This window comes from Citrobacter sp. MGH106 (assembly GCF_001037495.1).
GTDB classification, from domain to species: domain Bacteria; phylum Pseudomonadota; class Gammaproteobacteria; order Enterobacterales; family Enterobacteriaceae; genus Citrobacter; species Citrobacter murliniae.
Genome location: NZ_KQ089822.1, coordinates 3,418,696 through 3,437,754, shown reverse-complemented (window position 1 = coordinate 3,437,754; position 19,059 = coordinate 3,418,696). Strand labels below are relative to the sequence as shown.

Genomic DNA, 19,059 nt, shown 5'->3' with positions numbered 1-19,059 from the left:
AGAAAGTCCGGACTGACTAAGACTTTTTCCTGGTTAATGGCGGGTTTGTTGCAAATTTGTGGGCAGGTTAACAATTACCCGCGTACCATTCTGCGATTCGATCGTCAACTCGCCGCCGAGTGCATTAACGCGCTCACGCATTCCCTGGATACCGAAGCCAGGGATTTTTTCGGGTAGAATACCGACGCCGTTATCATCAACTTCCAGATGCAGGCTGTTTTCTCGCTGGCGTAACGCAATCGACACCTCGCTGGCGTCAGCATGTTTGCAGACGTTATTGAGTAATTCCTGCAAAAGACGATAAAGGGTGAATCTGACCGTTTCATTTTCTGGCGTATTTTCCATCTGATACTCAAACCGACAACGAATACCCCGTTCGGCAAACGCAAATTCGTTCACCAGATGATGTAGCGCATCTTTAAAGGACAGCTCGTCGAGAGCGGGAGGGCGTAACTGGCGCAACAACTGACGGGTAGAGTGGTGAATACGTCGGGCAAGATCGTTGATCTGATTGGCGGCCTCGAGTGTTTGTTGTGGATTGTGCGCCCGTTTGACTAACTGCGACTGGATTTGAATCGCGGTAATGTTCTGGCCAATTTCGTCATGCAGTTCCCGCGCCAGGTTCTTGCGGGTATTTTCTTCGGTGCGGATCAGTTGTTCGGTCAACGCTCGCCGCGCTGTCAGTTCAGATTCCAGACGCTGGCGATAATGATGCAGGTTCTGCGCCAGATGCTGCTGGCGACTGATGGCGATGCCCAGCCCGATGCCCAGCAGTGCCTGGGTGGCGAGAAAAATCTCCAGTTCGAGTAGATTGCTGAATCCTACGCCTATCTGCCGGGCGATGGTGATCATCATGCTGCCGAGTAGCCCGGACAATACGCCCCCCTGCCAGCCAAATTTCCACGCCATCACCACGTTTGGCAGGAATACCACGATCAGCAGCAGTCGCTCGATATCCGGTGACAGAACCATCTGCGTACCGATGCCGATAATAAAAAACAGGCTGCACCAGATAATAAGCGACGTGCGCAGCGGTGGATTGGTGGTATCCAGACCGAGCAAATGATACCGGTGCTGCTGGCGGAGAAACTCGTAGATCAGATAGACAAATGGCGTCAGCAACACGCCACCGGTAAACGATGCCAGACCCGTCAACATAGCCGGACTTTGAATAAAGGGCGAAAGCAGGGCGGTGTTGAGTAATGACGTCACGGTCACCGCGGCCAGTAACAGCGTTAATCGCTGCCAGTAAAGGGGGAAGCGGTGCCAGTAGGATTGCCCAATGCTCGCTGGGATCAGGCTGATAAACGGCGCTGCCAGCAGGATGTAGCCATTCAACAACTGCTCGCTGTGCAACCACAACAGCATCAGCACCGGCGGCAGCACCAGCGCGGGCCAGTACCGGCGCGAAAGCAGGATCAGCAGAGCAAGGTAGACGCCGTGAGGCAGAAATAACGCCGCCTGTTGGCCGTTATGGGTCAGGTAAAAACCTAGCGTCCACAGCATCAGCCAGCCCGATCCCCAGGCCAACAGGATAAAAAGTGAGATCACCCCATGGCGAGCCGATCGTGACATTAATGCCCCGTCAGCAACTGGTGGTCGAGGGCGAAATGCACCAGATCGATGGTGCTGTGACATTGCAGCTTGCCCAGTACGTTAGCGCGGTGGACATGGACAGTTTTATGGCTGAGATCGAGCTTAAAGGCGATTTCTTTCACGCTATCGCCTTTGACCAGCAGATCAAAGACTTCCCGCTCGCGTGGGGTCAGTACTTCCAGAACCTGCGCGGGCTGTTCACCACCGCGTAGCGCCCGTAAGGCATCGGCACACAGGTAATGCCCGCCCATACCCACTGAGCGTACAGCCTGTACTAATTCCTCGGGGCCGCAGCGTTTGGTCAGGTAGCCGCTGGCTCCGGCATCCAGTGCGCTTTGAACAAATGTAGGCGCGTCGTAAATGCTGAGAATGATGGCGCGAAAGCCGGGTTTCTGCGACCGCAGTCGTTTTAACAGGCTCAGACCATTTTCATCCGGCATGGCGATGTCCATTACCGCCACGTTGACGTCATCGCGCAGTAATGCGGGCCAGGCTTGTGCCGCGCTGCTGTACTGACCGATGACGTCAATGTCATCTTCGAGGCTGAGTAATTGCGCAAAGCCGGAACGCACCACCACATGGTCATCCACCAGCACAACATGAATCATGATATTGCTCTCTTGTCTGACAATGACGTCTATGATGCCTGCCAGGGCTGTGCTGGCAATCAATCAGGTATAGTTATGTAACGGATGTAACAAAATCGCAATAAAAAGGCGTGGCGCGGTTTTTGTGGAAAATCACTAACCTTTGCCGGTTTTTTTCTAAAAACGCTTTGTTCTTAGCCAGAATTTTTAATTCCTTTATCAAATTCAGCCGCAACGAAATACTGCCTCCATAACAAGACAGGGGAGCAGACAATCATGGGTATTTCATCGCGTAACACACTCCTTGCCGTACTGGCATTGGTTGCATTTCAGGCGCAGGCGGTCAATGTCACCGTCGCGTATCAGACTTCCGCCGAACCCGCCAAAGTGGCGCAGGCGGACAACACCTTTGCCAAAGAGAGCGGGGCCACCGTTGACTGGCGTAAGTTCGATAGTGGCGCGAGCATCGTGCGGGCGCTGGCTTCCGGCGATGTGCAGATTGGCAATCTCGGTTCCAGCCCGCTGGCGGTCGCCGCCAGTCAGCAGGTGCCGATTGAGGTTTTCTTGCTGGCCTCAAAACTGGGTAACTCCGAAGCGCTGGTGGTAAAGAAAAATATCAGCACACCGCAGGATCTGATTGGTAAACGTATCGCCGTGCCGTTTATCTCCACGACCCACTACAGCCTGCTGGCTGCACTCAAACACTGGGGTATTAAGCCTGGCCAGGTGGAGATTGTGAATCTGCAACCTCCGGCGATTATTGCCGCCTGGCAGCGCGGAGACATTGATGGTGCTTACGTTTGGGCGCCTGCGGTAAATGCACTGGAAAAAGACGGCAAAGTATTAACCGACTCCGAAAAAGTGGGGGAATGGGGGGCGCCGACGCTGGATGTGTGGGTGGTGCGTAAAGATTTTGCCGAGAAGCATCCTGAGGTAGTGAAAGCCTTTGCCAAAAGCGCGATTGCTGCACAGCAGCCCTATATCGCTAACCCCTATGAGTGGCTGAAGCAGCCGGAAAATATCAGCAAGCTGTCGCGCTTAAGTGGAGTGCCGGAGGCAGACATTCCTGCGCTGGTGAAGGGTAATACCTATCTGACACCGCAACAGCAAACCGCCGAACTGACCGGGCCGGTAAACAAAGCGATTATCGACACCGCGCAGTTCCTCAAAGAGCAGGGGAAAGTACCTGCCGTAGCGACGGACTACAGCCAGTACGTCACCGATCGCTTTGTGCAATAAAGGGGGCGCTGATGCTGCAAATCTCTCATCTTGCCGCCAGTTACGGTGGAAAACCTGTGCTGGACGATATCAATCTGACCCTGGATGGCGGTGAACTGCTGGTGGTGCTTGGGCCTTCAGGCTGCGGGAAAACCACGTTGCTGAATCTGATTGCCGGATTTGTACCTTATCAGCACGGCAGTATTTTGCTGGAAGGGAAAAAGGTCGAAGGTCCTGGGGCTGAACGTGGCGTTGTGTTCCAGAACGAAGGTCTGCTGCCCTGGCGTAACGTGCAGGATAACGTCGGGTTCTGTCTGCAACTGGCTGGCGTAGAGAAAATGCAGCGTCAACGTGTCGCTCTGGAAATGTTGAAGAAAGTTGGATTAGAGGGCGCAGAAAAACGCTTTATCTGGCAGCTTTCTGGCGGTCAGCGTCAGCGCGTGGGTATTGCCCGGGCGCTGGCGGCGAATCCGCAATTGTTGCTGTTGGACGAGCCGTTTGGGGCGCTGGATGCGTTTACCCGCGAACAGATGCAAACCCTGCTTCTTAAGCTCTGGTATGAGACGGGTAAACAGGTGCTGCTGATCACCCACGATATCGAAGAGGCCGTGTTTATGGCAACGGAACTGGTGCTGCTGTCCCCAGGTCCTGGCCGGGTGCTTGAACGTTTGCCGCTCAATTTCTCCCGCCGCTTTGTGGCCGGAGAAGACAGCCGCAGTATTAAGTCCGATCCGCAGTTTATCGCGATGCGTGAGTATGTGTTAAGCCGCGTCTTTGAACAACGGGAGGCTTTTTCATGAGTGTGGTGATTAACGATAAACCCCGGCAGCGCGCGCTGAGCTGGCGCTGGCCGTTCTCTCGCCAGATTACGTTAAGTCTCGGTACGTTGACCGTTATCCTGGCGATATGGTGGACGGTGGCAGCTCTGCAATTGATCAGTCCACTGTTTTTACCCTCGCCGGGGCTGGTGTTACAAAAACTTATTACCATTGCCGGGCCGCAAGGCTTTATGGATGCCACGTTGTGGCAGCACCTGGCGGCAAGTCTGACGCGTATTGTGATAGCTCTGCTGGCAGCGGTGTTGCTTGGTGTTCCTGTGGGGATTGCGATGGGGCTGAGTCCGACTGTGCGCGGTATCCTCGATCCGATTATCGAACTGTATCGTCCGGTTCCACCGCTGGCCTATTTGCCGCTGATGGTCATCTGGTTTGGGATCGGCGAAACCTCCAAGATCTTGCTGATCTATCTGGCCATTTTTGCACCTGTTGCAATGTCGGCACTGGCGGGTGTTAAAAGCGCGCAGCAGGTGAGGATTCGGGCCGCGCAATCGCTGGGGGCCAGCCGTATACAGGTATTGTGGTTTGTTATTTTACCGGGGGCATTGCCGGAAATTCTTACCGGATTGCGCATCGGACTGGGCGTGGGCTGGTCGACGCTGGTGGCAGCAGAGCTGATTGCCGCGACGCGAGGTTTAGGTTTTATGGTGCAGTCAGCCGGTGAATTTCTGGCAACGGATGTGGTGCTGGCGGGGATCGCGGTGATTGCCGTTATCGCCTTTATTTTAGAACTGGGTCTGCGTGCGCTCCAGCGCCGTCTGACGCCCTGGCATGGAGAAGTACAATGAGTGAACGTCTGAGTATTAGCCCGCTGGGGCCGTATATTGGGGCACAGATAACAGGTGCGGATCTGACCCGTCCACTGAGCGATAACCAGTTTGAACAGTTGTACCATGCGGTACTGCGCCACCAGGTGGTATTCCTGCGCGATCAGGTTATTACGCCGCAGCAACAACGGGCGCTGGCGCTACGTTTTGGCGATCTGCATATTCATCCTGTCTATCCCCATGCTGAGGGGGTGGAGGAGATTATCGTGCTGGATACGCATAATGATAATCCGCCGGATAATGACAACTGGCACACCGATGTGACGTTTATTGAGACGCCGCCTGCCGGGGCGATTCTTGCAGCTAAAGAGCTGCCCTCAACCGGTGGTGACACGCTGTGGACCAGCGGAATTGCCGCCTATGAGGCGCTATCTGCGCCGTTTCGCCAACTGCTAAGGGGTCTGCGGGCTGAACATGATTTCCGTAAGTCATTTCAGGAGTTTAAATATCGTAAGACTGAAGAGGAGCACCAGCGCTGGCTGGAGGCGGTAGCAAAGCATCCGCCGTTGTTGCATCCGGTCGTGCGCACGCATCCGGTGAGCGGTAAACAGGCACTGTTTGTGAATGAGGGATTTACGACACGGATTGTCGATGTGACGGAGAAAGAGAGCGAAGCGCTGCTCGGATTCCTGTTTGCCCACATCACTAAACCGGAGTTTCAGGTGCGCTGGCGCTGGCAGCCCAACGATGTGGCGATTTGGGATAACCGTGTGACGCAGCATTATGCTAATGCTGACTATCTGCCGCAGCGACGCATTATGCATCGGGCGACGATTCTGGGGGACAAACCATACTTCCGTGCGGGCTGATTGCCTGCTGGCGCTTCGCTGACCTGGCCAACAATGTGGCTGGCCGTATAACGCGAAGCGCCATCTGGCAAAATAACTTAACGCAGTATTTTTTTCTCTGCCAGATCCAGTGCGAAGTAGCTGAAGATCAGATCCGCGCCCGCGCGTTTGATCGACCCTAAGCTTTCCAGCACCACTTTCTCTTCATCTATTGCTCCCGCCATCGCCGCGAATTTGATCATCGCGTACTCACCGCTGACCTGATAGGCGCCAATCGGCAGTTCCGTGCGTTCGCGGATATCACGCAGAATATCAAGGTATGCACCAGCCGGTTTTACCATCAGACAGTCTGCGCCCTGCGCTTCATCAAGCAGCGATTCGCGGATCGCCTCGCGACGGTTCATTGGGTTCATCTGATAGGTTTTACGATCGCCTTTCAGCGCAGTGCCTGCGGCTTCACGGAACGGGCCGTAGAACGATGAGGCAAACTTGGTGGAGTAGGACATGATGGCGGTATCGGTGAAACCCGCGGCGTCCAGCGCCTGGCGAATAGCCTGTACCTGGCCGTCCATCGCAGCGGAAGGGGCAATGAAATCAGCACCCGCAGCAGCGGCGACGACTGCCTGCTTGCCGAGGTTGGCAAGGGTCAAATCGTTATCAACACCATGTTCGCATAACACGCCGCAGTGACCGTGCGAGGTGTATTCACAGAAGCAGGTATCGGACATGACGATCATTTCCGGGACAGTTTGCTTGCAGATACGAGACATGCGCGCTACCAGCCCGTCTTCTTTCCAGGCGTCGCTGCCGGTGTCATCTGTGTGGTGGGAAATACCAAAGGTCATCACCGAGCGGATACCGGCATTGGCAATACGTTCAATCTCGCGTGCCAGATGTTTTTCCGGAATGCGCATCACGCCGGGCATCGCCTCGATGGCTTTGTAATCGTCGAGTTCTTCTTCAACAAAGATCGGCAACACCAGGTCATTTAAGCTGAGTGTTGTCTCTTCAAACATAGCGCGCAGCGCAGGGGATTTGCGCAGGCGGCGAGGGCGTTGGATTAGGTCTGTCATGGTATGCCTGATGTTTGTGGAATCGAAGGCCGTAGTATACCCGAACCAGAGTGAAGGGAGTTTATGAAAGTTGCTTTCTTGTGGCATACCGGAGAATGCGGCTGGGTGAATCAGGCAAACGGGTCCGCATCAACCGTTTGCCTTTTGAGCAGTCAATCAGGACGCGGGAATGACCAGCGGCTTATTACCGCTTAATTCTGTGACCAGATTATTGATACCGTCACTCATATTGGTAAATCGGGTCAGCGGAGAACGGGTGACCACGACAAAAGCGCCGACATTTTTCTGCGGGATCATCGCCATGTAAGTAATGAATCCACCGCCGCCGCCGGTTTTCTGAATAATCCCCGGACGACCATTTTTCGGTGCCATATACACCCAACCCAAACCAAGCGCATCGGCTTTGCCTGGTACATCCATTCCGATCACTTTGGTCAGTTGTGTACGCTGATAAATCAGTGTCTGCATCCGGTCAGCCTGCTGGCTACGATGATAGAAGTCAGATGAGAGATACTGTTGCATCCAGCGCATCATATCACCAGGTGTAGAATAGACGCCGCCGCTGCCCATCGCCGCCAGCGTATTGTTACACGGGCTGGCCCCTTTTTCCGCGACCATCAGACGTTTGCACTGATCGGGTGAGGGGGTGAAAGTGGTGTCTTTCATCCCGAGCGGTCGGGTGATTTTCTCTTCAAAGAGTTGCGGATAAGGCTTACCGGACGCCGCTGCCAGCGCATCGGCCAGCAGGTCGAATGCCAGGTTTGAATACGAAGCCTGCGATCCTGGTGCGGCTTTCAGCGTCGCGGTAGAAAGGTAGCTCCAGCGCTGTTCGCGCGTAGGCCAGACAAATACCGGACGCTTTGCTGCACCGCCAGGCTGTTCGCGCGGCAGGGCGCTGGTATGCGTTGCCAGATTCACCAGGGTGATTGGCGTTCCCTGATATGTGGGGACGCGTGCGCCGGGAGGTGCATATTTACTCAACGGATCGTTGAGTTTTACCGTGCCTTGATCGAGTAATTTAACCAGCATTTCACTGGTCATCAATTTTGTAATCGAGGCGATTCGAATCACGGAATCCAGTTGCGGGTGAACATTATTGCCGGGGCGCGTTTCACCAAAGCTGCGAAATACGCGCTGATTACCATCAATCACCACGAGTGCCATCCCCGTAGCCCCACTGCCGTAGAAAATATGATCGGCGTAGCGATCAACGATGTCGGAGGCGAAGACCGGATCGGTTATAGGCTGTGCCGCCTGGACAGATGTCAATGACGCCGCACACAGCGCGGCAGAAAAAAGCAGACTACGTTTCAACGGTGGTGTCCATGAGTTAGAGGAAGTAAAAGGTGACGTGCGTATGCGTATTTATACTACTGAACGGCATATTGCAAAGCGCTAATACGCCAATGATAGTGTGAAAAACGTAACGATGAGTAAACGTGAGCTTTTCCCTGATAGTGGATGTTCGCTTTTGTGATCTTACGCTGTGATAATCTGAATATGCTGGAACGCAGTGTTAGGTGAAAACCACAGAAACAATTCTTCAGAACCGGGTAGCGAACTAAGTTCGCTGATTCTGGTCACAATGGTCGGTTTCAGCTTGTGTTTTTGGGCGTTAGCCGTCTTGCCACCGTCTGTGGCAAATGCACAGCAGTCGTCATAACGATAAGAAGTTAGCAGGAGAGCACTATGTTTAAGTCTTTTTTCCCAAAGCCGGGGCCGTTCTTTATTTCGGCATTTATTTGGGCACTGGTTGCCGTTGTATTTTGGCAGGCAGGTGGGGGAGCCTGGGTGGCGCGCATTACTGGCGCATCGGGGGACGTACCGATTAGCGCAGCGCGATTCTGGTCGCTGGATTATCTGATTTTTTATGCTTACTACATTTTGTGCGTCGGCCTGTTCGCGCTGTTCTGGTTTATCTACAGTCCACATCGCTGGCAGTACTGGTCCATACTCGGCACGTCGTTGATTATCTTTGTGACCTGGTTTCTGGTTGAAGTCGGGGTCGCCGTTAACGCCTGGTATGCGCCATTTTATGACCTGATTCAAACTGCACTCAGCGCTCCCCATAAGGTGAAAATTGAGCAGTTCTATCATGAAGTGGGGATCTTTCTTGGTATTGCGCTGATTGCCGTCGTCATTGGCGTGATGAACAATTTCTTCGTCAGCCATTATGTTTTCCGCTGGCGTACCGCAATGAACGAACATTATATGGCGCACTGGCAGCATCTGCGTCATATCGAAGGTGCCGCGCAGCGTGTGCAGGAAGACACTATGCGTTTTGCCTCGACGCTGGAAGATATGGGCGTCAGTTTTATCAACGCCATCATGACGCTGATTGCCTTCTTGCCGGTACTGGTTACGCTTTCTGCGCATGTCCCTGATTTGCCAATAGTCGGACATGTGCCTTATGGTCTGGTGATTGCTGCGATTGTCTGGTCGCTGATGGGAACCGGGATGCTGGCGGTAGTGGGGATAAAACTTCCGGGTCTGGAGTTCAAAAACCAACGTGTGGAAGCGGCTTATCGTAAAGAACTGGTGTACGGTGAAGACGATGCCAACCGCGCGACGCCACCTACCGTTCGCGAACTGTTTCACGCGGTGCGTCAGAACTATTTCCGCCTCTATTTTCACTATATGTACTTCAATATCGCCCGCATTCTTTACCTGCAGGTTGATAACGTTTTCGGGTTGTTCCTGCTGTTTCCATCGATTGTTGCCGGTACGATTACGCTCGGTCTGATGACGCAAATTACCAACGTGTTTGGACAGGTGCGAGGATCGTTCCAGTATCTGATTAACTCCTGGACGACGTTAGTCGAACTGATGTCTATCTATAAGCGTCTGCGCAGCTTTGAACGTGAGCTAGATGGCAAGGAAATTCAGGTAGTTACCAATACACTTAGTTAACAAAGGAGATGTTATGTCGACGGTTTCCCGTCTTTACCCCTGGTCTTGTCTGGCTGTACTGGTGTTGGTGGGGTGTAGCAGCCAACCCTCGCAGCCGTTAAAAAAAGGGGAGAAAGCCGTCGATGTGGCGAGCGTCGTGCGTCAGAAAATGCCGTCCAGTGTGAAGGACAGAGACGCCTGGGCGCAGGATCTGGCGAAGACGTTTGAAAGCCAGAAGCTGGCACCGACGGTCGAGAACGTCTGTTCGGTGCTGGCAGTGGCGCAGCAGGAGTCCAACTATCAGGCCGATCCGGTCGTTCCTGGCTTAAGTAAAATTGCCTGGAAAGAGATCGACCGTCGTGCTGAGCGTATGCATATTCCGGTGTTTCTGGTTCATACCGCACTGAAGATTAATTCCCCGACAGGAAAAAGCTACAGTGAGCGCCTGGATTCAGTGAAGACGGAAAAGCAGCTTAGCGCCATCTTTGATGATTTTATCAATATGGTGCCGATGGGACAGACGCTGTTTGGTTCACTAAATCCGGTTCATACCGGCGGTCCGATGCAGGTCAGCATTGCGTTTGCGGAACAGCACACGACGGGATACCCATGGAAAATGGCAGGAACAGTGCGTCAGGAAGTGTTCAGTCGCCGTGGTGGGCTGTGGTTCGGAACTTATCATTTGCTGAACTATCCGGCGAACTATAGTGCACCTGTTTTCCGTTTCGCTGACTTTAATGCGGGCTGGTACGCCAGCCGGAATGCCGCTTTCCAGAACGCTGTCAGTAAAGCCAGCGGTGTGAAGCTGGAACTGGATGGTGACTTGATTCGCTACGACAGCAAAGATCCAGGTAAAACGGAGCTGGCAGTACGTAAACTGGTTGGGAAGCTGAATATGAGTGAGAGCGATATTCGGCGTCAACTGCAAAAGGGCGACAGCCTTGCTTTTGAAGAGACCGCGCTTTATGAGAAGGTCTATAAGCTGGCTGAAGCGAAGGTGGGCAAAGCGTTACCCCGTGAAATGCTGCCGGGTATTCAACTGGAAAGTCCGAAGATCACCCGCAACCTGACCACTGCGTGGTTTGCTAAACGGGTGGACGAGCGCCGGGCGAAATGTATGGCTCAGTCTGCTTTATGATGGCGTTGGCGCCAGCGCATAAAGCCAGCGACGATGCCAAGGATCAGCCCTCCGGCCAGGAAGGGGATCACGCCAAAAATCGTACCGACGCCAAAACCGATTTCGATTCGTGGACGTCCGGTTTCCTGCATTTGTAGCTGCATCAGTTGCTCGTAAATTCCGGGTGCGTGAGCTAACAGATTTAAAATCTGTGCTCCCACCCAGAAACAGAACAGTACAAATACGGCATACGCAATATTGCCGGTCAGGGAGGAGGTATCCCGATACTTGCCCTTAAAAAGGGTTTTAGAGAGCGTAAAATCAGCCATAAAGACCTCCGGAAATAACCTGCTTCTTTCGACGTAATGCCAACAACTGACAGTGAGTTTGACAGGTGATCGCCATTGTCAATATCAGAATGATGGTAATTTCAGCCAGGGATTATTCCTGGATTTAAGTTTTTTGCGGATAGTCACAAATCTTTAACCTTAAGTGAAATTTTGTGACATTTAAGAAATTCCGCATACACCACAGACGTCTCAGAGAAAATGTGCGAGGATGCGCCTAATGTGTGTTTCTCCGGAGCTGCTATGAACCTGCCTGCTAAAATTCGCCGTGACTGGCACTACTATGCGTTCGCCATTGGGCTTATCTTTATTCTGAATGGTGTGGTGGGATTACTGGGTTTTGAAGCTAAGGGATGGCAAACCTATGCGGTGGGGCTGGTCACATGGGTGATCAGTTTTTGGCTCGCCGGACTCATTATACGCCGTCGTGTGGAAGCTGATGATGTGAAAGATACCCAATAACGTTTTGTTATACCCCTCATACTTCAAGTTGCAGGAGTGTTGACTTTCCTGGCTCACCCCAGTCACTTACTGATGTAAGCTCCTGGGGATTCACGGCGTGGCCGCCTTTCTGTAACCCGAAATATTTAGGGTATATCAGGCATTCTGGTCAGTTTTACATACTGGTTTTCAACGCACTATCCGCAGCGTGGCGTTCCAGCGCCAGTTCGATCAGACGGGTGATCAAATCGGTATAGCCTAAACCGCTCGCCTGCCACAGTTTTGGATACATACTGATATTGGTAAAGCCTGGCAGCGTGTTGATCTCATTGATCACCACGTCGTTTTCATCAGTCAGGAATACATCCACCCGGGCCATGCCGGCGCAGCCCAGCGTCTGGTATGCCTGAATCGCAATCTCGCGGATCTTATCGTTAATTTCTGGCGCAATCGCCGCAGGAACGACAACTTTTGCCCCGTTGTCGTCAATGTATTTGGTGTCGTAAGCGTAAAAATCACTGTTCAGAACGATCTCGCCACAGGTGCTGGCCTGGGGGTGATCGTTCCCCAGTACCGCGCATTCGATCTCGCGGCCTTTGATCCCTTGTTCCACAACCACCTTATGATCGAATTCAAATGCCAGCGCGACGGCCTGGTTGTACTGTGCTTCGCTGGTGACTTTGCTAACGCCAACGGATGACCCCTGATTGGCAGGTTTCACGAACAGTGGGAGACCCAGGCGTGATTCAACCTCGGCAAAGCTGATGGTGTGGCGGTTTGCGCGGGTGAGCGTAATAAATGGTGCGATGTTTAACCCGGCATCACGCAGCAGACGTTTGGTCACGTCTTTATCCATACAGGCTGCGGAACCAAGCACATCGGAGCCGACGAACGGTAAGTTCGCTACGCGTAGCATGCCTTGCAGAGAACCATCTTCTCCCAGCGTACCGTGAACGATTGGAAAAATAACATCCACCGTTGGCAGCGGCTGACCATTCTGCGCGTCGATCAGTTGATGCTCTTGTTTACCCGGTACCTGAGCGAGGCTGGTTAGTGAAGGACGCAACGCAATATGAGCCGGATCGTCTGCATTAAGCAGATAATTACCGGCATCGCTGACGTGCCATTGCCCTTGTTTATCAATACCTAACAACACAACATCAAAGCGAGTCTTGTCGATGGCATCGACAATATTTTTAGCCGATTGCAATGACACTTCATGTTCTGCTGACTTACCACCAAATACGATTCCTACCCGCAACTTTGCCATCTTAAAAACCCATTCCATGAATGCAAAGCACATACATTACCACGACAAAACGCAGGATTCCTCGGCTTCTGGCAGAATGTTTTCGTGAAGTACAGGGGAACAAATTTGTTTAAACACGAGTGTGCTGGTTAAAGCATAATCACCTGTATAAAGTGTGGATTTGATGTGATGGATATCACAATTATGATGAGCGGGGAGATAAAATACTAAACTGTGATACATCGCACCGCTGAACCTCCGTCTGGATACGTAATTTGTTAAGCTGCTCGCAGTTTTCAGCTGCTTATCGTTATGAGTCTTATGGAATCCTGGAGAATTAACCTTATTTCCGTTTGGTTCGGGTGCTTTTTTACCGGACTGGCGATCAGTCAAATCCTGCCTTTTTTACCGCTCTATATCTCCCAGCTTGGGGTGACCTCGCATGAAGCGCTGTCGATGTGGTCCGGCTTAACGTTTAGTGTCACTTTTCTTATTTCTGCCATTGTTGCACCGATGTGGGGTAGCTTAGCCGATCGCAAAGGGCGCAAATTAATGCTATTGCGCGCTTCGTTAGGGATGGCCATCGCGATTTTACTGCAGGCATTTGCGACTAACGTCTGGCAGCTTTTCCTGCTCCGTGGCGTGATGGGGTTAACATCGGGATATATCCCCAATGCGATGGCGCTGGTCGCGTCACAGGTACCGCGTGAACGCAGCGGTTGGGCGCTGAGTACGCTCTCTACGGCGCAAATTAGCGGTGTTATTGGCGGGCCGCTGATGGGTGGGTTTATTGCCGATCATATCGGCTTACGGGCGGTATTTTGTATTACTGCGGCGCTGCTGGTAGTAAGTTTTCTGGTCACATTGTTTTTAATTAAAGAGGGCGTGCGTCCGACGATTAAAAAAAGTGAACGTTTAAGCGGCAAGGCGGTTTTCGCCTCACTGCCTTATCCGGCGTTGGTGATTAGCCTGTTTTTTACCACTATGGTTATTCAGCTGTGTAACGGCTCAATAGGTCCCATTCTGGCACTGTTTATCAAATCTATGGTGCCAGACAGCACAAACATTGCTTTTCTCAGCGGCTTAATTGCTTCGGTACCTGGCGTATCGGCGCTGATATCGGCGCCCCGACTTGGAAAACTGGGCGATCGAATTGGCACGGAGCGAATTCTTATGGCGACGTTAATCTTCGCCGTGGTGCTCTTTTTCGCCATGTCCTGGGTTACTACGCCATTGCAGTTGGGAATATTGCGTTTCCTGCTTGGTTTTGCCGATGGCGCGATGCTACCTGCTGTGCAGACGTTGCTGGTCAAATATTCCAGCGATCAGATTACCGGTCGCATCTTTGGGTATAATCAGTCGTTTATGTATCTGGGTAACGTCGCAGGGCCATTAATGGGCGCAACGGTATCTGCAATGGCGGGTTTCCGCTGGGTTTTTATCGCGACCGCATGTATTGTACTTATTAATATCTGGCAACTGGCCATCGCGTTACGACGCCGGCGTCTTGCGCACTAAGCTCACGTAGGTATTGTATATCTGTGTGATTATTCATCCCCTTACTCTTTAATATTGAATAGTTCTGGAGTAAGGGGCATTGCACATTATTTTGTGTTGTGATTGTTTTCGCAAAACGTCTTATTATTTATAAAAATACAACTTTTATCCCCTAGGCAGTCGTGAGCCATAATGCTAACGTGACCCATATTTTGTAAAGGGAATACGAAAATGAAAAATCTCGTCACCGAGTTACTACTTAAGCTTGCCCAAAAAGAAGAAGAGTCGCAGGAGCTGGCTGCCCAGGTAGAAACGTTAGAGTGGGTTATCATGGAGATGCTAAGCAATATGGCGAAAAATGATCAGCAAATATTGATTCGTCAAATTGAGGGGGCGCTGGCGGGCGTAAGCCGTATGCCGGCATTTTTGACAACTCTGCATAATCCGGGTGAAAGCCTACCAAAAACGTATTGAGCGATCTCCAGAAATTCACTACTCCCTGACATCATAAAAGTGTCACATCAAATACTTATAGTCACTTTGTTTTAATTTTACTGTATTTATACATGGAGAAAATAAAGTGAAACAAAGTGCACTCGCTATTGCCCTGTTACCATTACTGTTTACCCCGGTTATTTATGCTGAATCATCTGCTGTACCGGTTATGGATAATCGTGCCGCCCAGGGGGATATCACCACGCCAGGTGGGGCGCGCCGATTAACCTCTGATCAAACGGCGGCTCTGCGTGATTCACTGATTGATAAACCTGCCCGGAATATTATTTTATTGATCGGTGATGGCATGGGGGATTCAGAAATTACAGCAGCTCGCAATTATGCCGAAGGCGCAGGTGGATTTTTTAAAGGTATTGATGCATTACCTCTGACCGGGCAATACACACATTACGCGTTGGATAAAAAAACGGGTAAACCTGATTATGTAACGGATTCTGCGGCGTCAGCAACGGCGTGGACGACCGGCGTTAAAACCTACAATGGTGCGTTGGGCGTTGATATTAACGAAAAAGATCACATCACGATTCTGGAAATGGCGAAAGCCGCAGGTCTGGCGACAGGCAACGTTTCTACTGCTGAGTTGCAGGATGCGACTCCGGCTGCCCTGGTGGCGCATGTGACCTCACGTAAATGCTACGGTCCGAGTGTAACCGCTGAAAAATGCCCGACCAATGCGCTGGAAAAAGGTGGTAAAGGGTCGATCACGGAACAATTATTGAACGCCCGCGCCGATGTTACGCTTGGAGGTGGGGCAAAAACCTTTGCAGAGACCGCGGCAGCAGGTGACTGGCAGGGGAAAACGCTGCGTGAACAGGCACAGGCGCGTGGATATCAGTTGGTGAGCGATGCCGCAACGCTTGCAGCAATCACTGAAGCCAATCAGGATAAACCGTTGTTGGGTCTGTTCTCCGAGGGCAACATGCCGGTACGCTGGGAAGGTCCGAAAGCGTCATATCACGGCAACATTGATCAACCCGTCGTGACTTGTGCGCCGAACCCAAAGCGTAACGATACCGTGCCCACGCTGGCACAGATGACGGATAAAGCGATTGAGCTGTTGAGCAAAAATGAGAAAGGTTTCTTCCTGCAAGTTGAAGGGGCGTCAATCGATAAGCAGGATCACGCCGCTAACCCATGTGGGCAGATTGGAGAAACGGTCGATCTGGATGAGGCGGTGCAGCGTGCGCTAGCATTTGCGAAGAAAGATGGCAACACCCTGGTTGTAGTTACCGCCGATCACGCCCATTCCAGCCAGATTGTTGCGCCGGATACGAAGGCTCCGGGTTTAACCCAGGCGCTGAACACCAAAGATGGCGCGGTAATGGTTATAAGCTACGGCAACTCCGAGGAAGAATCCCAGGAGCATACCGGCAGCCAGTTGCGTATTGCGGCCTATGGACCACATGCTGCGAATGTTGTCGGCCTGACCGACCAAACCGATCTGTTCTACACCATGAAAGCCGCATTAGGGCTTAAATAAGCAGACATCCGGCGGCAATACTTTTGCTGTCGGGTGGTTTTTTTGTGTTTAGCAGCCAGACTTATACCTACATGCTGTCGTTCAGAATAGGGCGGCGTTTAGAGTTGCATGCTTATAAAAGGATGGTGCTATGAAAATAACATTACTGGTTACGTTGCTATTTGGTCTGATTTTCTTAACTACCGTCGGTGCTGCCGAGAAGACATTAACCCCGCAACAACAGCGTATGACCACCTGCAACCAGCAAGCGACGGCGCAAACCTTAAAAGGGGATGCCCGTAAGACGTACATGAGTGATTGCCTGAAAAACAGTAAATCTGCTCCAGAGGAAAAGAGCCTGACGCCACAGCAGCAGAAAATGCGTGAGTGCAATGTCCAGGCGACAGAGCAGTCTCTGAAAGGCGATGATCGTAATAAGTTTATGAGTGCCTGTCTGAAAAAAGCTGCGTAATACATACGGGTGAGCAGAGAAAATCGCTCACCCGAAATATCATACTTTCACCGCCAGACCCCTTCCTATAATTTGGGAAATTTGTTTCAGAATATTCCCAAATACGATGAATGATGAAAATTTCTATCAAAAAAAGGTCGTACAGAATGAAGCGTTATTATCACTTCATCGAAATGACCATCAGCGCTCCGGACTGCGATTTGCCCGACGGATCAGGCTGCCGCGTGCGGTAGGGCTGGGGGGAATGTTTTTCCCCATTGCTTCTGTATTAGTTTCACAGCCGATTACCGGCGGCTGGTGGCTGTTGTTGGTGGGATGGGCCTTTGTCTGGCCACACCTGGCGTGGCAGTTGGCGAGCAAAGCAGAAGATCCTCAACATGGTGAATTCACTAATTTAAAAGCGGATGCGATCCTGGCGGGTATGTGGATGGGGATTATGGGGGTTAACCTGCTGCCATCCACGGCACTGCTGATGATTATCTGCATCAACCTGATGGGCGCAGGTGGTGTGCGATTATTCATCGCGGGTGCCGTGTTGTTGGTGGTTTCATGCCTTGTCACGTTGCAGTTAACGGCTATCTCCGTTGCTTTTAGCAGTACACAATTGAGCGTATTGCTATCTTTGCCGGTGCTGGTTATTTATCCGTTGCTGTTTGCCTGGGTCAGCTATCAAACGGTAATAAAGCTGGCGGAGCATAAACGTCGGTTGCAGGTAATGAGTACGCGGGATGGTATGACCGGGGTGTATAACCGACGCCATTGGGAATTTTTACTGCGCAATGAATTTGATAATTGTCGTCGCTATCAGCGTGATGCCACGTTACTGATTATTGATATCGACCACTTCAAGAGCATCAACGATACCTGGGGACATGACGTCGGGGATGAAGCTATCGTCGCTCTGACTCGTCAATTGCAGATGACATTACGCGGCAGTGATGTCATAGGGCGTTTTGGCGGTGATGAGTTTGCTGTGATTATGTGCGGAACGCCGGCAGCCAGCGCTATTGCAGCAATGTCGCGAGTCCACGAACGGCTCAGCCAGTTACGCTTATCATGCGCTCCGCAGGTTGCCCTGCGGATTAGCGTGGGTGTGGCGCCCCTGACCGCAGAGACTGAACATTATCGAGAATGGTTAAAATCGGCGGATATGGCGTTATACAAAGCAAAGAATTCCGGACGTAACCGCACTGAAGCGGCGGCCTGACGTCCGGTTATCCACTCAGGATTTGCTGAGTTTCTCCGATTGTTCCATACACTTAACCATCGCTTCAATCACCGAAGAACGGAAGCCGCGTTCTTCCAGGACACGGACAGCTTCAATGGTGGTTCCACCAGGCGAACACACCATATCCTTCAGCTCACCAGGATGTTTACCCGTTTCGAGGACCATTTTGGCCGATCCCATCACCGCCTGTGCCGCGAATTTATACGCCTGTGTGCGCGGCATGCCACCCTGAACAGCTGCATCCGCCATTGCTTCGATAAACATAAAAACATATGCCGGTGCTGAACCGCTGACCCCAACGACTGGGTGAATCATTGATTCTGCGATGACTTCCGCTTCACCAAAGCAGCGGAAAATATTCAACACGTCAGCGGTATCTTCTGGTGTAACCAACGCGTTTGGTGTCACAGATGTCATACCGGCATTAACCAGTGACGGAGTGTTTGGCATTGCGCGAATAATTTTGCGGTCATGACCCAATGCACGGGCGAGCTGATCGAGGGTGACGCCAGCCGCAATAGATACGACCAGTGAATCTTTGCTCAGGCTGGAGGTAATTTCACTCAGCACTTTAATCATGATGCCTGGTTTCACGGCCCCAAAAACAATGTCGGCAATTTGCGCGACTTCCTGCGCAGATTGTGCTGCATTAATGCCGTACTGGTCGTGCAGGGCGGCGACTTTTTCGGGGGAAGGGGTATAGACCCAGATTTGTCCGGGGAGAACCTGGCCGCTGGCGATCAGGCCGCCAAGAATCGCTTTGCCCATGTTACCGCAGCCGATAAACCCAATTTTCTTGTCCATTGTGTCACTCCCTATACGTGATACTCGTTGTTTTACCTGGGAAAGGTAAGCTTAGCGCGGAATGAATGTGTTCAGAAGGAGAAACAGCACTTTGCTGGAAAGTAAAAGCACGAGA

Annotated in this window: 19 protein-coding genes; 12 read left to right on the top strand and 7 right to left on the bottom strand. The window is 51.9% G+C overall.

The window, feature by feature from the left end; genetic code table 11:
- Positions 1 to 33: 33 nt before the first annotated feature.
- Complete coding sequence (locus tag SK36_RS16110) at positions 34 to 1,575, bottom strand: MASE1 domain-containing sensor histidine kinase (protein WP_048221970.1); 1,542 nt, start codon at positions 1,573 to 1,575, stop codon at positions 34 to 36.
- The gene (locus SK36_RS16105) at positions 1,575 to 2,204 is read right to left on the bottom strand and encodes a response regulator transcription factor (RefSeq protein ID WP_048221969.1); all 630 of its coding nucleotides are present in this window, start codon (positions 2,202 to 2,204) and stop codon (positions 1,575 to 1,577) included. Before SK36_RS16105 ends, SK36_RS16110 begins: the two co-directional genes overlap by 1 nt.
- A gap of 255 nt (positions 2,205 to 2,459) precedes the next feature.
- Here SK36_RS16105 and tauA point away from each other — a divergent pair, with 255 nt between their 5' ends.
- From tauA to tauD, 4 genes are read left to right on the top strand one after another with little or no spacing between them, the layout of a single operon-like run.
- The gene (tauA, locus tag SK36_RS16100) at positions 2,460 to 3,422 is read left to right on the top strand and encodes a taurine ABC transporter substrate-binding protein (RefSeq protein WP_048221968.1); all 963 of its coding nucleotides are present in this window, start codon (positions 2,460 to 2,462) and stop codon (positions 3,420 to 3,422) included.
- Positions 3,423 to 3,433: 11 nt separating this feature from the next.
- Positions 3,434 to 4,201 carry a taurine ABC transporter ATP-binding subunit gene (tauB, locus tag SK36_RS16095; RefSeq protein ID WP_048221967.1) on the top strand — a complete coding sequence of 256 codons (768 nt, stop codon included), beginning with the start codon at positions 3,434 to 3,436 and terminating at the stop codon, positions 4,199 to 4,201.
- Positions 4,198 to 5,025, top strand: a complete 828-nt coding sequence (gene tauC, locus SK36_RS16090) for a taurine ABC transporter permease TauC (RefSeq protein WP_045440395.1) — start codon at positions 4,198 to 4,200, stop codon at positions 5,023 to 5,025. The genes tauB and tauC overlap by 4 nt, the downstream gene beginning before the upstream one ends.
- A complete protein-coding gene (gene tauD / locus SK36_RS16085; protein ID WP_048221966.1) occupies positions 5,022 to 5,873 on the top strand; it encodes a taurine dioxygenase in 852 nt (283 codons plus the stop codon). The genes tauC and tauD overlap by 4 nt, the downstream gene beginning before the upstream one ends.
- A 77-nt stretch (positions 5,874 to 5,950) precedes the next feature.
- On the opposite strand, the gene hemB is transcribed toward tauD, so the two are convergent.
- On the bottom strand, positions 5,951 to 6,925 hold the full coding sequence (hemB, locus tag SK36_RS16080) for a porphobilinogen synthase (RefSeq protein ID WP_045440399.1): 975 nt from the start codon (positions 6,923 to 6,925) through the stop codon (positions 5,951 to 5,953).
- Positions 6,926 to 7,081: 156 nt separating this feature from the next.
- Positions 7,082 to 8,239 (bottom strand): D-alanyl-D-alanine-carboxypeptidase/endopeptidase AmpH, encoded by a 1,158-nt coding sequence (gene ampH, locus SK36_RS16075; protein WP_045440403.1) that lies wholly within the window; start codon positions 8,237 to 8,239, stop codon positions 7,082 to 7,084.
- Positions 8,240 to 8,614: 375 nt separating this feature from the next.
- Between ampH and sbmA the strand changes: the two genes are divergently transcribed.
- Both sbmA and SK36_RS16065 read left to right on the top strand, forming a co-directional pair.
- On the top strand, positions 8,615 to 9,835 hold the full coding sequence (gene sbmA, locus SK36_RS16070) for a peptide antibiotic transporter SbmA (RefSeq protein ID WP_048221965.1): 1,221 nt from the start codon (positions 8,615 to 8,617) through the stop codon (positions 9,833 to 9,835).
- Between the two features lie 13 nt (positions 9,836 to 9,848).
- Positions 9,849 to 10,952 carry a DUF1615 domain-containing protein gene (locus SK36_RS16065; protein WP_048221964.1) on the top strand — a complete coding sequence of 368 codons (1,104 nt, stop codon included), beginning with the start codon at positions 9,849 to 9,851 and terminating at the stop codon, positions 10,950 to 10,952.
- Here the strand turns inward: SK36_RS16065 and SK36_RS16060 are convergent.
- Positions 10,937 to 11,260, bottom strand: coding sequence for a DUF2755 family protein (locus SK36_RS16060; RefSeq protein ID WP_045440411.1), 324 nt, complete (start codon positions 11,258 to 11,260; stop codon positions 10,937 to 10,939). The two genes, SK36_RS16065 and SK36_RS16060, sit on opposite strands and share 16 nt — an antisense overlap.
- 261 nt (positions 11,261 to 11,521) lie before the next feature.
- On the opposite strand from SK36_RS16060, the gene SK36_RS16055 reads away from it, so the two are divergent.
- On the top strand, positions 11,522 to 11,740 hold the full coding sequence (locus SK36_RS16055; RefSeq protein WP_045440413.1) for a DUF2754 family protein: 219 nt from the start codon (positions 11,522 to 11,524) through the stop codon (positions 11,738 to 11,740).
- A gap of 154 nt (positions 11,741 to 11,894) precedes the next feature.
- Here the strand turns inward: SK36_RS16055 and ddlA are convergent, their stop codons facing one another.
- Positions 11,895 to 12,989 carry a D-alanine--D-alanine ligase gene (gene ddlA / locus SK36_RS16050; protein WP_048222770.1) on the bottom strand — a complete coding sequence of 365 codons (1,095 nt, stop codon included), beginning with the start codon at positions 12,987 to 12,989 and terminating at the stop codon, positions 11,895 to 11,897.
- A gap of 300 nt (positions 12,990 to 13,289) precedes the next feature.
- Between ddlA and SK36_RS16045 the strand changes: the two genes are divergently transcribed.
- The 5 genes from SK36_RS16045 to adrA all read left to right on the top strand — a co-directional run bounded on the left by SK36_RS16045 (position 13,290) and on the right by adrA (position 18,119).
- The gene (locus SK36_RS16045) at positions 13,290 to 14,486 is read left to right on the top strand and encodes a multidrug efflux MFS transporter (RefSeq protein WP_048222768.1); all 1,197 of its coding nucleotides are present in this window, start codon (positions 13,290 to 13,292) and stop codon (positions 14,484 to 14,486) included.
- Positions 14,487 to 14,696: 210 nt separating this feature from the next.
- The gene (locus tag SK36_RS16040) at positions 14,697 to 14,939 is read left to right on the top strand and encodes a sigma-S stabilization anti-adapter protein IraP (protein WP_045440415.1); all 243 of its coding nucleotides are present in this window, start codon (positions 14,697 to 14,699) and stop codon (positions 14,937 to 14,939) included.
- A gap of 106 nt (positions 14,940 to 15,045) precedes the next feature.
- Entirely contained in the window at positions 15,046 to 16,461 is a 1,416-nt protein-coding gene (gene phoA / locus SK36_RS16035; protein WP_048221963.1) for an alkaline phosphatase, read from the top strand.
- 130 nt (positions 16,462 to 16,591) lie between these two features.
- The gene (psiF, locus tag SK36_RS16030; RefSeq protein WP_045440421.1) at positions 16,592 to 16,912 is read left to right on the top strand and encodes a phosphate starvation-inducible protein PsiF; all 321 of its coding nucleotides are present in this window, start codon (positions 16,592 to 16,594) and stop codon (positions 16,910 to 16,912) included.
- A gap of 91 nt (positions 16,913 to 17,003) precedes the next feature.
- Positions 17,004 to 18,119 (top strand): diguanylate cyclase AdrA, encoded by a 1,116-nt coding sequence (adrA, locus tag SK36_RS16025; RefSeq protein ID WP_136345278.1) that lies wholly within the window; start codon positions 17,004 to 17,006, stop codon positions 18,117 to 18,119.
- A 15-nt stretch (positions 18,120 to 18,134) separates the two neighbouring features.
- Here the strand turns inward: adrA and proC are convergent, their stop codons facing one another.
- On the bottom strand, positions 18,135 to 18,944 hold the full coding sequence (gene proC / locus SK36_RS16020; protein WP_048221961.1) for a pyrroline-5-carboxylate reductase: 810 nt from the start codon (positions 18,942 to 18,944) through the stop codon (positions 18,135 to 18,137).
- Positions 18,945 to 19,059 lie beyond the last annotated feature (115 nt).

Bases quoted from the DNA above. Each gene is read 5' to 3' on its own strand.
- SK36_RS16110 (WP_048221970.1), bottom strand. From the start codon at position 1,575: ATGTCACGATCGGCTCGCCATGGGGTGATCTCACTTTTTATCCTGTTG.
- SK36_RS16105 (WP_048221969.1), bottom strand. From the start codon at position 2,204: ATGATTCATGTTGTGCTGGTGGATGACCATGTGGTGGTGCGTTCCGGC.
- tauA (WP_048221968.1), top strand. From the start codon at position 2,460: ATGGGTATTTCATCGCGTAACACACTCCTTGCCGTACTGGCATTGGTT.
- tauB (WP_048221967.1), top strand. From the start codon at position 3,434: ATGCTGCAAATCTCTCATCTTGCCGCCAGTTACGGTGGAAAACCTGTG.
- tauC (WP_045440395.1), top strand. From the start codon at position 4,198: ATGAGTGTGGTGATTAACGATAAACCCCGGCAGCGCGCGCTGAGCTGG.
- tauD (WP_048221966.1), top strand. From the start codon at position 5,022: ATGAGTGAACGTCTGAGTATTAGCCCGCTGGGGCCGTATATTGGGGCA.
- hemB (WP_045440399.1), bottom strand. From the start codon at position 6,925: ATGACAGACCTAATCCAACGCCCTCGCCGCCTGCGCAAATCCCCTGCG.
- sbmA (WP_048221965.1), top strand. From the start codon at position 8,615: ATGTTTAAGTCTTTTTTCCCAAAGCCGGGGCCGTTCTTTATTTCGGCA.
- SK36_RS16065 (WP_048221964.1), top strand. From the start codon at position 9,849: ATGTCGACGGTTTCCCGTCTTTACCCCTGGTCTTGTCTGGCTGTACTG.
- SK36_RS16060 (WP_045440411.1), bottom strand. From the start codon at position 11,260: ATGGCTGATTTTACGCTCTCTAAAACCCTTTTTAAGGGCAAGTATCGG.
- SK36_RS16055 (WP_045440413.1), top strand. From the start codon at position 11,522: ATGAACCTGCCTGCTAAAATTCGCCGTGACTGGCACTACTATGCGTTC.
- ddlA (WP_048222770.1), bottom strand. From the start codon at position 12,989: ATGGCAAAGTTGCGGGTAGGAATCGTATTTGGTGGTAAGTCAGCAGAA.
- SK36_RS16045 (WP_048222768.1), top strand. From the start codon at position 13,290: ATGGAATCCTGGAGAATTAACCTTATTTCCGTTTGGTTCGGGTGCTTT.
- SK36_RS16040 (WP_045440415.1), top strand. From the start codon at position 14,697: ATGAAAAATCTCGTCACCGAGTTACTACTTAAGCTTGCCCAAAAAGAA.
- psiF (WP_045440421.1), top strand. From the start codon at position 16,592: ATGAAAATAACATTACTGGTTACGTTGCTATTTGGTCTGATTTTCTTA.
- proC (WP_048221961.1), bottom strand. From the start codon at position 18,944: ATGGACAAGAAAATTGGGTTTATCGGCTGCGGTAACATGGGCAAAGCG.